Origin of the sequence: Cryobacterium gelidum (assembly GCF_004403985.1) — a bacterium.
GTDB lineage: Bacteria > Actinomycetota > Actinomycetes > Actinomycetales > Microbacteriaceae > Cryobacterium > Cryobacterium gelidum.
This window is the reverse complement of the sequence record NZ_SOHL01000027.1, coordinates 1-13,152: the sequence shown is the minus strand read 5'-3', so window position 1 is coordinate 13,152 and position 13,152 is coordinate 1. Positions and strand designations below refer to the sequence as shown.

12 protein-coding genes and 2 pseudogenes are annotated in these 13,152 nt (G+C 61.6%); 8 read left to right on the top strand and 6 right to left on the bottom strand.

Annotated features, from left to right (window positions below):
• The first annotated feature begins 55 nt into the window (after positions 1 to 55).
• Together E3T50_RS13210 and E3T50_RS13205 are read left to right on the top strand one after the other, a co-directional pair.
• Positions 56 to 814: a glucose 1-dehydrogenase gene (locus tag E3T50_RS13210; RefSeq protein WP_134552507.1), complete on the top strand. Its 759-nt coding sequence runs from the start codon at positions 56 to 58 to the stop codon at positions 812 to 814.
• Between the two features lie 66 nt (positions 815 to 880).
• A complete protein-coding gene (locus E3T50_RS13205; protein WP_134552506.1) occupies positions 881 to 1,639 on the top strand; it encodes an SDR family oxidoreductase in 759 nt (252 codons plus the stop codon).
• Between the two features lie 329 nt (positions 1,640 to 1,968).
• Here the strand turns inward: E3T50_RS13205 and E3T50_RS13200 are convergent, their stop codons facing one another.
• The 3 genes and pseudogenes from E3T50_RS13200 to E3T50_RS13195 all read right to left on the bottom strand — a co-directional run bounded on the left by E3T50_RS13200 (position 1,969) and on the right by E3T50_RS13195 (position 4,135).
• A complete protein-coding gene (locus tag E3T50_RS13200) occupies positions 1,969 to 2,262 on the bottom strand; it encodes a hypothetical protein (RefSeq protein ID WP_134552504.1) in 294 nt (97 codons plus the stop codon).
• Positions 2,263 to 2,494: 232 nt separating this feature from the next.
• A pseudogene (locus E3T50_RS16685) lies at positions 2,495 to 2,679 on the bottom strand (IS110 family transposase); the annotation flags it as partial.
• Between the two features lie 19 nt (positions 2,680 to 2,698).
• Positions 2,699 to 4,135: an AAA-type ATPase lid domain-containing protein gene (locus E3T50_RS13195; protein ID WP_241990918.1), complete on the bottom strand. Its 1,437-nt coding sequence runs from the start codon at positions 4,133 to 4,135 to the stop codon at positions 2,699 to 2,701.
• Between the two features lie 239 nt (positions 4,136 to 4,374).
• Between E3T50_RS13195 and E3T50_RS13190 the strand changes: the two genes are divergently transcribed.
• From E3T50_RS13190 to E3T50_RS13175, 5 genes are all read left to right on the top strand, one after another.
• Positions 4,375 to 5,373: an amidohydrolase family protein gene (locus E3T50_RS13190; RefSeq protein WP_241990917.1), complete on the top strand. Its 999-nt coding sequence runs from the start codon at positions 4,375 to 4,377 to the stop codon at positions 5,371 to 5,373.
• A 14-nt stretch (positions 5,374 to 5,387) separates the two neighbouring features.
• Positions 5,388 to 6,197: an iron-sulfur cluster assembly protein gene (locus E3T50_RS13185; protein ID WP_134552498.1), complete on the top strand. Its 810-nt coding sequence runs from the start codon at positions 5,388 to 5,390 to the stop codon at positions 6,195 to 6,197.
• A complete protein-coding gene (locus E3T50_RS13180; protein WP_241990916.1) occupies positions 6,194 to 7,237 on the top strand; it encodes an NAD(P)-dependent alcohol dehydrogenase in 1,044 nt (347 codons plus the stop codon). Before E3T50_RS13185 ends, E3T50_RS13180 begins: the two co-directional genes overlap by 4 nt.
• A gap of 382 nt (positions 7,238 to 7,619) precedes the next feature.
• On the top strand, positions 7,620 to 7,778 hold the full coding sequence (locus E3T50_RS16280) for a hypothetical protein (RefSeq protein ID WP_166784298.1): 159 nt from the start codon (positions 7,620 to 7,622) through the stop codon (positions 7,776 to 7,778).
• 542 nt (positions 7,779 to 8,320) lie between these two features.
• A complete protein-coding gene (locus E3T50_RS13175) occupies positions 8,321 to 8,569 on the top strand; it encodes a helix-turn-helix transcriptional regulator (RefSeq protein ID WP_134552496.1) in 249 nt (82 codons plus the stop codon).
• 296 nt (positions 8,570 to 8,865) lie between these two features.
• Here E3T50_RS13175 and istB read toward each other — a convergent pair whose 3' ends face one another.
• A complete protein-coding gene (gene istB / locus E3T50_RS13170; protein ID WP_134552495.1) occupies positions 8,866 to 9,648 on the bottom strand; it encodes an IS21-like element helper ATPase IstB in 783 nt (260 codons plus the stop codon).
• Positions 9,648 to 10,880: pseudogene (istA, locus tag E3T50_RS13165) on the bottom strand (IS21 family transposase). The gene istB and the pseudogene istA overlap by 1 nt, the downstream one beginning before the upstream one ends.
• 452 nt (positions 10,881 to 11,332) lie before the next feature.
• Here istA and E3T50_RS13160 point away from each other — a divergent pair.
• On the top strand, positions 11,333 to 12,352 hold the full coding sequence (locus tag E3T50_RS13160) for an alcohol dehydrogenase catalytic domain-containing protein (RefSeq protein WP_338145363.1): 1,020 nt from the start codon (positions 11,333 to 11,335) through the stop codon (positions 12,350 to 12,352).
• Positions 12,353 to 12,697: 345 nt separating this feature from the next.
• On the opposite strand, the gene E3T50_RS17000 is transcribed toward E3T50_RS13160, so the two are convergent.
• Complete coding sequence (locus E3T50_RS17000) at positions 12,698 to 13,006, bottom strand: putative quinol monooxygenase (RefSeq protein WP_198417989.1); 309 nt, start codon at positions 13,004 to 13,006, stop codon at positions 12,698 to 12,700.
• Positions 13,007 to 13,152 lie beyond the last annotated feature (146 nt).

The following is a 13,152-nucleotide window of genomic DNA, read 5'->3' as shown; positions in this document are numbered from 1 at the left end:
TCCGAATCAGCGAGGGCCCTCCGTGCATCAGCCCTCAACGATAGGAAGTAGTGAAATGAATCGTCTACAAGGCAAAGTCGCACTCATTACCGGGGCAGCTCGAGGCATGGGAGCGGAGCATGCACGCCTCTTTAGCGAGGAAGGCGCACGCATTGTCATCGGCGACATCCTTGACGCTGAGGGGCAGGCCCTCTCTGCCGAACTGGGAGACAACGTTGTCTACGTTCATCTGGACGTGACGAAACCGGACGACTGGATCCACGCGGTCGACACGGCCGTCCAGCGATTCGGCGGCCTTGACATCCTCGTGAACAACGCGGGCATCGCAGAGTTCGCGCCTATCGCGGAGACCTCCATGGCCTTGTGGGATCGAACCCTCGCGGTGAACCTCACGGGCCCGTTCCGCGGAGTCATGGCAGCCCTGTCCGAACTGAAGAAATCGGGACGTGCGTCCATCATCAACCTGTCCTCGACGGCAGGCTTTGTCGGCTACGAAGGGCTCAGCGTCTACAACGCCTCCAAATTCGGAGTCCGTGGACTGACGAAATCCATGGCCCTGGACCTGGCGAAGCACGGCATCCGCGTGAACTCGGTACATCCTGGAGTCATCAAGACCCCGCTGTCGGAGGGACTCTGTGAGAGCCCCAGCCATGTGGCCATGCGCCGCATGGGCGAGCCACGAGAGGTCTCCTATCTGGTGCTCTTTCTTGCCAGCGATGAGGCTTCGTTTTGCACGGGCGCTGAATACCTTGCTGACGGTGGGGAAATCGCCGGCCTAGCCAACAACGCCATCTTGTCGCGCCACACCGTCTGACGGCCGCACGCGCGTGCGCTCAAGCCAGACAAATTCGAAAAACACGAATGTTGAAGGAGCAGAACCATGGCACGTTTAGCTGGAAAAGTTGCACTGATCAGTGGGGCCGCACAGGGAATGGGCGCAGCGCACGCGCGCACCATGATTCGGGAAGGAGCCCGTGTCGTGCTCGGAGACATCGGAGATGCCCAGGGTGAAGCGCTCGCCGATGAGCTCGGAGAAAATGCCAGATACGTTCATTTGGACGTCACTGACTCTGAGGACTGGGACCGGGCCGTTGCAGTCGCGGTTGAGAGCTTCGGGGGACTGGACATTCTGGTGAACAACGCAGGAATCGCAGAATTCGTGAGCCTGGAAGACACCACGATGGAGCTGTGGGACAGGACGATCGCCATCAACCTCACCGGCGCTTTTCGAGGGATCCAAGCGGCCCTGCCCGCGCTGAAGCAAGCCGAGCACGCATCCATAATCAACATCTCTTCGATCGCCGGATTCGTCGGGTTTGAGGGATTGGGCGTCTATAACGCTTCGAAGTTCGCCCTGCGCGGGCTGACCAAGTCGGTGGCCCTTGACCTCGCGGCCGATGGTATCCGAGTGAACTCGGTGCACCCCGGTGGTGTGAGAACCCCGATGACGGTAGGGCTGAGCGTGAACCCGAGCAACACGGCTATGCACCGCCTGGGTGAGCCTGAAGAAGTGTCGAACCTCGTTCTATTCCTTGCCAGCGATGAATCCTCGTACTGTACGGGAGCTGAGTACCTTGCCGATGGCGGCGAAGCAGCGGGACTTTCTAACCTGATTCCGCTGTCGCGTGTTGTCGTCTAATCTGGCTCGTTAGCCACGGGACCTGCTGGCTGGACTTCCCAAGGCAAAGTCGACGCGCGCCGCTCATCTCCGATCCGGTCACGGTACCCGAGGTAATAGTGATCTGAGCGGCGATCGCGGAGGCGATGCTGGGCACCTCGGCTGGGATCGGCGAGGTGCCCGCCGTCCGTGCCGGGATATCGACATCGCCTATGTCACTCGATACATCCGCTTGACCGGCACGATCGTGGAATGTAACGCCGAGCAAGCCTTTCGGATAGGAAGCCAATTCCCAGCAAGGTCTCAAATTCGTCCGTATACGATTTCAACATATCGAAACCGCTGAACAATCAGGTCGTCGGCGGCCTCAGCCCGGTTGGACCGGAGAAGCCCAAGAACAAGTCAGTTATTGGCGACGTATGGCGTTGGCATTGGAAGGGCGGCTTCCTCGCGGACCCGGTGAGAGAAACGTAGTCGATGTCCGCGCGCAGGAGCCACTTTCTCAGGGTGTCCGCGGGAATTCCAAGTTGCTGGGCGATGCGGGCAGACGCTCCGCGGGCACCGCCGGCATCCTCGCGAGCGGCAAGCAGGAGGCGCACCGCTCGTTCCTTCAACTCCGGCGGATATTTCTTCAGTGCTGGCATGATTCTCAACCTTTCCGGGTGATCAAGAACCTCCGTTGAACCCGGGGCTTGACATCGACGTCCGTGTCGATGCCGGCCAAATGGCGGTTCCGGAGCCATTTTTCTCAACCCCGGTATGACGGGAGGATAAGGACGATTGAGTTCCGAGTGATGGCGACTATCTCAACCTGATATGGGTACCGCGCATTGTTGCAGTCCCGCGGTTTCGTCAAGTCGGGGGTGTGGTCCTGATTCAGACGATTGTGCCGTTTCGGATCATGGTAAGGAAGACGTCGCAGCGGCGGCGGGCTACGGAATGAAGGCCTGGCTGCGATGTTTGCTTTGGGCGATCTTGCTGGTGCAGCAATTGCGTGAAACTGGTGCGTTGAGCGCGGCGAATGCGGCGAGAAACAGCGCGCGTTTAAGGATTTCGTTGCCTCATCTTGAGGAATGTCAGTCAGTCGCGGCCGGGCAGTTGGATTCCGTACTGCGCGAGTTTGCGGTACACCGTGGCGCGGCTCATTCCTAACTCGGTCGCCGCACCTTCTGAGGTGGCGCCGGGTCTACTGAGCACGCGCACGATCTCGTCCCGCTCAAAAGCCTTGATGCGCGAAAGGTGCTGGCTGCGGGACAGTATTTGTGGCGGAAGGTGGCGCACGTCGACTAAGTCGGTGCGGCTCGCGGCCTCTCTGACGGCCTGAGCGAGTTCCTCGACGTTTCCCGGCCAGGCGTAGTCGGTGAGCGCGCGTGAAGCGGCGGCGGTGAAATCGACCTCGCGGCGGCGTGCCCGCCAGGCTAGATGGTTGGCGAGGGGCAGGATGTCGGCCGCCCGCTCACGAAGCGGAGGCACCTGCACCACCGTTTCGACAAGGGTGCGAAGTGGCATCGGGATGGCATCGAAATGCTCCGCGGACACTGGGCAGGCCGTCGCGTCGGAGGTGCGCTCGCCGACCAGCATCGTGCGCAGGTGCTCGGCGGCGGGAGAGGAGAGATCATCGACGTCGCACAGCACGAACCCGGTGTTGGGACGGCTGAGCTCGGGCGTCCAGACCGAGAACCACGAATCTGTGTCGCGCGGCGCTGGGGCACGTACGGCAAACAACCGGTCGTGGGGATGCACCTGCCGAACGGCCTGGGCCAACAGCGTAGCTCGTCCCGAACCTCGCTCGCCCACGGCTGCAACCATCCGGCCCGCGGTGAGGGCTTCGACGGTGCGCGTGACGGCATCGTTCCAGGCGTCCGACAGGTAGCGCAGTGGAGCGTTCCCCGACTGCTCCCGCAGACCCTCGATGCGAAAGACCTGGCCGCGCGATACCCGCCGCGGGTGGTGGCCCTGCGATCGAGCGAGCATGAGGTTCGCGGTCGACCTGGCAGCCGTCTGCGCCAGCGCGAGCAGCAGGTCAGAGCCTTTCTCCGACCAGGTCGTCAGGTTCACCGCCCCCTCGAGGCGACCGCTCACCGGGTCGAAAACCGGGGCAGCGGCACAGCTGTACAGGCGCAGGCTCAACGAGTAATGGTCTTCCGCGCGCACGAGGGTGGGTACTCGATCGGCGAGGGCGAGGCCGAGCCCGTTAGTGCCCGCTTGCCGCTCGGAGTACGAGAACCCTGGTGCCAGGTGCACATCGTCGAGCGCGTGCAGCAGCTGGCGGTCTCCGCTGAGTCGGTTGAGCACGAGTCCGTCGGCATCGGTGAGCATGAGTCCGACCGGTTCGGACGAGAGGGTGTCGTGCAGTTCTGTCAGGACCTCACGCCCACACTCGACGAACAGCGACTCGTCGACGTAGGTGCCCGAGAACATGGGCTGAACGTCGTCAAGGGAGACGCCGTAGTCTTCGCTGCGCCGCCACGAAGCGAGAAGGCGAGGGGAGATCGCCGCCATCGGTGCGTTATGCACGTGTACACGGGAAGGAAGATAGTGAGCGTCCATCAGCACCTTTGCGGTAGTCGGTCACAGACAGCTTAGATGTTCCCGCCACTGAGGTGTCCCGACCGATCTCAGAATGAGACGGCGCCGCCACTCCGCTCCGGCAGGCGTCCATTAGCGTGACGTAGGTAATCACGATTCCCGCATGCAGCAAAGGAGCAGGTATGTATCAAAAGGATGGCGAGAGCTACTTTATTGTCGACGCCCATGTGGCGCTCTGGGACGCGCGCCCTGAGAATCAGCGCAACATCCACGGCAAGCAGTTCATCGACTGCTTCTACGATTACCACGCCAACCTGTCCCCAGCTTCGGAGAAGTGGCCCTACGAGGAGTACCTCTATCAGGGCGGCGAACGTTTCATCAAGGACATTTTCACCGACGGCTACGTCGACCACGCCATTTTTCAGCCTGCCCATCTCGGCGAGTTCTACAAGACTGGCTTCGGGCAGACCGAAGAGGCGTTCGCGCTCACCCAGGAGAACCCTGGACGGCTCACCTACAATCACAATTTCGACCCACGCAACGGCGAGGCTGGCCTGGACCAGCTGCGCGCCGACGCCGAGCGCTTCAACTTGAAGGGTGTGAAACTTTACACCGCCGAGTGGCACGGCGACTCCCGGGGCTACAAGCTCAACGACCCCTGGACCTACCGTTACTTCGAGTTGTGCCGCGAGCTCGGCATCCGTAACATCCATGTGCACAAGGGGCCGACAATCCGGCCACTCGATCGAGATGCCTTCGACGTGGCCGATGTCGACCACGCAGCGACCGACTTCACCGACCTCAATTTCATCGTCGAGCATGTGGGCCTGCCCCGCCTCGAAGATTTCTGCTGGATAGCCACGCAGGAGCCTAATGTGCACGGTGGGCTTGCAGTAGCGATGCCGTTCATCCACACGCGCCCGCGCTACTTCGCCCAGATCATGGGGGAGTTGATCTATTGGATCGGCGAAGACCGCATCCAGTTCTCCTCCGACTACGCGCTGTGGACCCCGCGCTGGCTTATCGAAGCCTTCGTGGACTTTCAGATCCCGGAGGACATGACGGAGTACGCCCCCATCACGATCGAGCAGAAGCGAAAGATCCTCGGGCTTAACGCGGCGAAGATGTACGACATTCCGGTGCCGGTCGAACTGCAGTTGCCGAGTGCAGATGAGACGGCGACGGGGCCGCGCCAGCCCGAACGGGCCGATCTGGCTGCAGTGTGATGGGTACCACGACGATGCCAGCCGCAGTGGCGGCCACTCTGCACTGGGAGGCAGTAACACCAGAGCCGCTCACGGAGGGCGACGTACTGCGGGCTTTGGATTCGGTCATCGACCCTGAGCTCGACGAGCCCATCACCGACCTCGGATTCGTGCGCTCGGTGACGCTGACGGGTGCGAGCGTTGAGGTTCATCTGCGTCTGCCCACGTCATTCTGCGCACCGAACTTCGCCTATTTGATGGCGTCGGACGCCAAGGACGTGCTCACAGCACTCCGCAATGTCGGGGTGGTGACGGTCGAGCTCGACGACCACCATGACTCCGACATCATCAACAGCGGACTGGCAGCGGATGCTGGCTACAAAGGAACGTTCCTGCACGAGGCAGAGAGCGATCTCGATGAATTGCGGGCCACGTTTCAGCGCAAGGCCCACACCGCGGCGATGGAACGCTCGCTCACCGCGTTCCTGCGCGCTCGGCCAGAACTCGCCGAAACGGCGGTCGCAAACGTGGTGTTGGGCGATTTGCCCGACGACTCGGCGAAGGCCGCCTTGCTGAAGCGGCGGGCGACGATCGGCCTGAGTACCGTCGACTCCGCATCGGTGCTGGTTGACGACAGCGGATCACCGTACCCTGCAGCATCCGTTGCTCTCGCCCTTCGCCGGGCTCGCTCGACTCGTATCTCGATCGACGGCAACGCTCATTTCTGCCGGGGTCTGCTCGCAACGCGGTATCCGGGCTCCGAGGTCGACCAACTCCCCAGGACAGAAGAGAATTTCTTGCCCCTGTCTTCAGTCATCCGCACGCACAGAAGGAAAATTGCATGAGCACCATGAGCACCATGAGAGCCGTTCAGGTCATCGACTACCACCAGAAACTTGTCATGACCGAGGTCCCAAAACCTCAGATCACCGGTCCGTTCGACGTGATCGTGAGGATCGGAGGCGCAGGGGTGTGCCGCACGGACCTGCACATCCTCGAGGGACAATGGGAGCAGAAGTCAGGAATCACGCTCCCCTACACGATCGGCCACGAGAATGCGGGATGGGTCGATGAGGTCGGAAGCGCGGTGACGAATGTGGCTATCGGCGACAAAGTGATCGTGCATCCGCTCATCACCTGCGGGTTTTGCCGTGCGTGCCGATCCGGTGACGACGTACATTGCACCGCGAGCGCTTTTCCGGGGATCGACACCCACGGCGGCTACGCCGAGTACCTGAAGACCTCGGCCCGCAGTATCGTGCGCATCGCAGATTCGCTCGAACCGGCGGATGTTGCGGCGCTCGCAGACGCGGGGCTCACCGCCTACCACGCCGCAGCCAAGGCTGCCCGACACCTGCGCCCTGCCGATCGCTGCGTCATCATTGGAGCCGGCGGACTCGGGCACATCGGCATTCAGGTGCTGCGGGCGCTCACGGCGTCGGAGCTGATCGTCGTCGACCGCAACCCGGCCGCACTTGAACTGGCGATGTCGCTCGGTGCCGACCGCGGCGTGATCGCCGATGGGTCGCACGTCGACCGCATTCTCGAACTCACTGATGGGGTCGGGGCCGAGGCCGTGATCGACTTCGTCGGCGAGGGCGGGTCGACGGCAGAGGGAATTCGGATGCTGCGCCAAGCCGGAAACTACTATGTGGTGGGCTACGGCGAGAACATCGACGTCCCAACGATCGATATTATTTCGAGCGAGATCAATTTCATCGGCAACCTCGTGGGCACCTACACCGATCTCACCGAGCTGATGGTGCTTGCCGCACGAGGCCAGGTCACGCTGCATACGACGGCCTACACGCTCGATGACTTTCAGCAAGCGGTCGACGATCTCGGAGCTGGCCGAGTGCGCGGTCGCGCCATCCTCATCCCTTGAAACTGGCTGCGCCGCGCCGAGCGCGGCCGCTCCAAATCATCAAGTGATTGCGAGCAGTCGCTATCGGCCGTCGCAGGCCAGGTTGCACGTTTCAAAGGGATGAGATGTTCCAGATGGGCGGCTGTCACGGACAGAGCGACCCTCCAGGCTCTCGCAGCCGCGTGGCCGGGTAAGTCGCTCCGTCATTTGCCACGGGCTGAGTCCGCGGGCACTGCTCCAGTGACCGAGAGCAGTTCCTCGGCTCGGTCGACGTAATGGTCACGCAGCGAGGTATTGCGTGAGCCCGACGAAACGGTACTCGTACGCCGGGTACGCCTCGTACCCATCCCACGACCGCTTGAGATCGGCGACCAGCGGCACCGCCGAATCGCGGAGGTCAACGATGTGCTCGCGTGCACGAGGAATTCAGCAGATCGAGCTCGCCAACGCGGCCAGCATCGCGATCAGCACGCAGGTCCGTGCGTCCTGCTCCATCCTCCGCATCGACGTCACCGAACGGCCCCTCGAATTCGCATCGAGCCCCGTGTACGTTGCCTCGTGAAGACGTTGGGAATCGCACAATACTCTGGTCTCTGATGACCCAACTGCTTTTTTTTTCGTTTTGGGGTGAGGAACGGGTTCCTTGCAGGGGCGTCGCGACGCTCCTGCGAGGGAAAGGCTTCGCGACAGTGTGGGCGTTGAGTTGGTGGGTGGTGGGCATTTGATGCGCGCACGTATATTCAATGTTTATTGCCTCGAGGCCCACCGAGAAGGGACGAGACGTTGAGATGATAGTCACGACATCCCACACAAGAAGCTCCTGATCAGATCGAGATAAGTCGAGATCAACCGAGGCATCAGTTCGCACTTGGTCTGGTCCGAAAAACCCTTGGCGCAAACCGTCGGTCCCGGGTTCAAGTCCCGGCCGCCCTACTATAAATTATATCTGATCAGGGTTTCTTGTCTGTACCGAAAGGGCAAGACTTGATACATTATCCGTTTATTAACCGTTTATTCAAAAATTTCCGCCTTCTCCGGGTGTTCGTAGAGAAGGTGCACGACCCAGTTCGAGTCGTCTGGAGTGACCACGATTACCTACGGGTTATGGACAGCGAACGACATTGTGGGCTCGACCTGGAGCCAGTCTTAACGACAAGTGAGCTTGCCGAATATCTCGGCGTGCAGGCTCAGGCGATCTACGATATGCGCACCGACGGCCGTGGGCCCTCCGGCATTCGAGTCGGCCGGAAGATCCGCTACCGCGTTTCCGACGTGGTGCGGTGGCTGGACGGGCTCCTCTCGGACGTATCGCCACAAGATTCACTGACTGAATTACTAGGTGCCAGGGTCTGAGGAGGATTGGTACGTAAATCCGCCCGCCACGGCCACCGAGTTCCAGAGGAGGAAGGACCGGTTGACCGTCCCCTGCTGAAGGAGCAAAAGAACTCCTCGGCGTCCCGGTCACGAACGTTCGCGAGATTCGACAGGCACATATCCGTTGAGAAAATCATTGAAGTTCCTTCGAAAGTCAGGCGACCCAGGCGGGGCAGCAGGAAGACACACGGCTGACCGTGGTGTGGCGACGTGTCGACGACGGTTGAAAATTGAGCCACTATCGACGGTGAAAGCTGAGCCACTTGTTGTGTGTTCTATTGTGCCGCGTTCTCGGCGCGGACTGAAGGTAGAGATTCGATTCCGGTGTTGTGCAGCCGGTAGCTGGCGCCTTTGAGGGTGATGACGTCGGCGTGGTGGACGATGCGGCCGATCATGGCTGCAGCGACGATCTGATCGCCGAACACGTCGCCCCAGCGGGCGAAGGCCAAATTCGACGTCAAAATCAGTGAGGCGTGTTCGTAACGGGACGAGACGGGTTGGAAGAACAGATTCGCCGCGTCTTGTTCGAAGGGGATGTAGCCGACTTCGTCCACGATGATCAGCCCGTAACGACGCAGTTTCACGAGCTCTTGCGGGAGCCGGCCGAGTTGGTGCGCGGTTTGCAGCCGGGCCACCCATTCGACTGCGGTCGCGAACAGCACCCGGTGGCCGGCGTGGGCGGCTTTGAGCCCGAGACCGATCGCAAGATGCGTTTTTCCGGTGCCGGGAGGACCGAGCAACACGACGTTTTGCGCTTCGGCCAGGAATGATCCGGTCGCCAGGTGGGCGATGGTGTCGCGGCGCAACGCGGGCTGATGGTCGAAATTGAAGTCTTCCAAAGAATTCCGGGCCGGGAACCCGGCAGCTCGGATACGGATCTCCGCCCCGGAGGCTTCTCGCGCGGATACTTCCCGGGAGAGGACCGCGGCGAGGTATTCCTCGTGAGTCCAGGCGGCCTGCCGGGCTTGCTCGGCCAGCCGGGTGGCGGCGTCGCGAATGCGCGGTGCTTTGAGCGCTCGAGCGAGATACTCGATCTCGCTGCTGGTCGTGTCGCCCATTACACGGCCTCCTCGTCCAGACCTTGGACGTCGAAGTTGACGCCGAACCCGGTGTCGTAGTCGGCCAGATCCCGCAGCAAGTCCGTGTCCGTCGGCGTGGGCGGATGTTGAAAAGCGCGGTGCAACCGGCCGGCCTGAACCACATGGGTGGGATCGGTGATGGTCTTTGCGGTCGACCACACCCGGTCATGACAGGCCACCACACGCTCGTCCAACCGCACCGTCACCTGAGACAAAGTCGCGGTGACGTCGACCAGCCGGCCGATCGCGGTCGGGTCCACCGAGTAATCGTTGCTGGCGACACGCACGCAGTAGTCCCGCGGCAGCCGCACCCGGGCGGTGAAGCCGACCAGCGGTGCCAGCGGCGGCACGGGCAGCATCGCCGCCCGGTCCTGACCGATGAACTCGATCGGTTTGCCGCCCAACCGGCGGACAGTCCTGGCGTTGGCCGTGGGGAGCCAGTCGGCTAGCTGCCGGTTGGAATCGTCAGGGCTGGTGAAGCTGCGCCCGGGCAAGAACGACGTCTCCAAGTACTGGTTGGCGCGTTCGACGATTCCCTTGGATTCCGGATCGAACGGTTTGAGCTGCACAATCCTGGTCGCCAACATTCCGGTGAATGCGCTAACCCCGGCGGCGAAATGGTTGCCACGGCCGATGCCGGCCTCGTTGTCCCAGATCAGGCGGCGCCGCACTGCCAGTAGCTGGGTCGAGATCAGCTGCCACATCCCGGCCAGCAAATCCGGCGTCGTTCGCGAGGGCAGCATCACCGCCGTGATGAAGCGGGAGAATCCAGACACCATCACCAGCACTGGCGGTGAGCCCGTCTGGCCGGCTCACAACGGGATCTTCACCGGCGGAAACCACAAGTCGCACTGGGTTTGATCCCCGGCCGCGTAGTTCAACCGGTCGGCCGGATCCGCCGGCGCGTACTCCGGCCGCAACCGCGCAACGGTTTCACGAAACCAAGTAATCGACCCGGTCCACGCCAACCGCTCGGCCAACACCGTCGCTGGCATCCGCGCGTTCTGCGACAACAATTCCCGAATCCGCGGTTCCAGAGACCGCATCCCCGACGACCGATCGACGCCCTCATATTTGGGCGGTTTCTCTGACTTGATCGCCTTCGCGATCGTGTTCCGCGCGATGCCCAACCGCTTCGCGATCTCCCGCTGCGACACGCCCTCATTTACATGAAGGCGACGAACCAAAGCCCACTCTTCCACCGTAATCACCCATCAATCGTGCTCGGGTGGCTCAGTTTTCACCGTCGATTCTGGCTCAATTTCTAACCGTCGCTGACACGCAGGCCACCGCTGAGCGGTCACGTCGTGTGGGGCCGATCCCGACCGGCACGTTCAGCAGGAGTAGCCGTTTGCCGGCTTATCTGCCCGGTGATCCACGATGGCCTGAACAACGGTCGCCGGGGAATCCTCAGCGGGGATGTCTGCGCAAGAGTACCCTCACTAGCGCGTAAGGAACTGATGTCGGTTCGCAGACAGCGCAGTTGCTCTTGTCTGGGTTAAGCGTAAGGTGCTTTTGAGGACGTCACCTACTCCAATGTTTCATTCTGGACTAGCGCCCTCCGTCCTTTGAAAGGTCTCCCGGAATACCGGCGATGGCATCCGTTCGTCAGGAAGGGCCGACAGACTGCGTTTGAACAAAGGCGTTTGCCCCAACGGTAATCATGAAAGGATTCGTCATTATGAAAGTTGTACGATTTTCTGCACCCAATACTGCCTTGGAGTTCGCCGAGTACGATCTTCCCGACGTTCTGCCCGGACACGTGCTCGTGAAGGTCGCGGCCAGTGGTGTGTGCCACAGCGATGTCATGCCCGCCACAGGCATGGCCTCCTCTTATCCCCGTGTTCCCGGACATGAGGTTGCCGGGACCGTCGAGACCCTTGGGGAGGGCGTCTCGCAGTGGTCAGCGGGCCAGCGTGTGGGAGTGGGATGGTTTGGCGGAGCCTGCTTCACATGCACCCCATGCAGGCGCGGGGATTTTGTTTCATGTGTGGTGGGAAAGGTCACCGGGCTGACCACGGACGGCGGCTACGCTGAGTATCTGCTCGCCCCCGCCGATGCCCTCGCGGCCATACCTGACGCTCTCGCATTCACGGATGCGGCTCCGCTGATGTGCGCCGGAGTGACCACGTTCAATGCTCTGCGTAACAGTGGTGCTCGGGCCGGGGATGTCGTCGCTGTCCTTGGACTGGGCGGTCTGGGTCACCTCGGGGTCCAGTTCGCGGCCAAGATGGGCTTCGAGACGGTTGCGATCGCACGCGGCGCCGAGAAGGAAGCATTCGCCCGCGACCTTGGTGCCCACCACTACATCGACAGCACCATCAACGATGTCGCGGCGGAACTGAAGAAGCTTGGCGGCGCGCGCGTCGTCCTGGCCACCGTTACCGATGCCCACGCCATGTCTGTAACTGTCCCCGGCCTCGAACCTAGGGGACAACTAATCGTCGTCGGCGTCCCACAGGAGCCCCTTGCTGTGAGCGCTGTGGACTTGGTGATCGGTAGTCGTTCCGTAGCCGGGCATGCCTCGGGAACAGCGAAGGATTCAGAGGACACTCTCCGTTTTGCCGCCCTGACCGGCGTTCGTCCGATGATCGAGACCTATCCGCTTGGAAAGGCAGCTGAAGGCTATGACCGCATGATGTCCGGTGACGCCCGATTCCGCGTGGTCCTAACCGCAGATTGACGAACTGGCAGCCGCTTATGCCGTCAGCCTCAGTGAGGCGGCACCGGCGTTTTTTTGGCGATACCCGGGCTTGACTAATCAAAAGTGAAATGGCCGTTGCTGTCGGCGATGGATATGGGTGGCTTGTGAATTCGCAGAATATCCGGCGCTGAGGTTGGGGGACTTATGAAGTCGTCAAATATCTGGCACTAAGAGTTTGTGGCGGGTGGCGTTCGGCAACGATGATTCGCCGAACATTCGGGGACAGTTTCAGCAATCCTGGAAACATGCAGCACCTCTTAACCGGGAACGTACACAGCGCACGCCCGAGAACATGAACATGACCTCGGGTGTCCGCCGTAGTGCTCAGTCAGATGTCGTTGGCAGTTTCAAACATTGAGACCTGGGGGGCGCTAGCTTGCAATGACCCCAGGTCGGCCGCACCCGCANCGCACCCGCACCCGAGCGCCACTCACGGTAGGCCGCTTCAGCGTCGGCCGACGCCCATCTCTCCAGCACGATCATGTGGGCGGGATCTTCACAATCAAGCAACACGTCGACGCCCAGACATCCGTCAAATGCTCGGGTCCCGGCGAGGATGTCTCGCAGCATGGCTGGCGCACCGAGAACGGCGTCCGGTTTCAGGCGAAGGTCAAGAAGAACTGTCAGGGCCATGGGAACTCCACTTCGTATCAGGGGGCAAGGGTCGGGCGTGGTGCTTAGAAGTTGAGGATCTGGTAGCCCTCGACGGCGAGAGAACGGATACTTGCTTCGCCCTTGTACTCCGTGAGCAGCGGCCACCCGCCGGCCTCGACAGCGTC

What these genes read in the sequence shown, in the direction of transcription:
- E3T50_RS13200 (WP_134552504.1), bottom strand. Translation starts at nt 2,262, where the DNA reads ATGCCAGCACTGAAGAAATATCCGCCGGAGTTGAAGGAACGAGCGGTG.
- E3T50_RS13210 (WP_134552507.1), top strand. Translation starts at nt 56, where the DNA reads ATGAATCGTCTACAAGGCAAAGTCGCACTCATTACCGGGGCAGCTCGA.
- E3T50_RS13185 (WP_134552498.1), top strand. Translation starts at nt 5,388, where the DNA reads ATGCCAGCCGCAGTGGCGGCCACTCTGCACTGGGAGGCAGTAACACCA.
- E3T50_RS13180 (WP_241990916.1), top strand. Translation starts at nt 6,194, where the DNA reads ATGAGCACCATGAGCACCATGAGAGCCGTTCAGGTCATCGACTACCAC.
- E3T50_RS13205 (WP_134552506.1), top strand. Translation starts at nt 881, where the DNA reads ATGGCACGTTTAGCTGGAAAAGTTGCACTGATCAGTGGGGCCGCACAG.
- E3T50_RS16280 (WP_166784298.1), top strand. Translation starts at nt 7,620, where the DNA reads ATGTGCTCGCGTGCACGAGGAATTCAGCAGATCGAGCTCGCCAACGCG.
- E3T50_RS13175 (WP_134552496.1), top strand. Translation starts at nt 8,321, where the DNA reads ATGGACAGCGAACGACATTGTGGGCTCGACCTGGAGCCAGTCTTAACG.
- istB (WP_134552495.1), bottom strand. Translation starts at nt 9,648, where the DNA reads ATGGGCGACACGACCAGCAGCGAGATCGAGTATCTCGCTCGAGCGCTC.
- E3T50_RS13160 (WP_338145363.1), top strand. Translation starts at nt 11,333, where the DNA reads ATGAAAGGATTCGTCATTATGAAAGTTGTACGATTTTCTGCACCCAAT.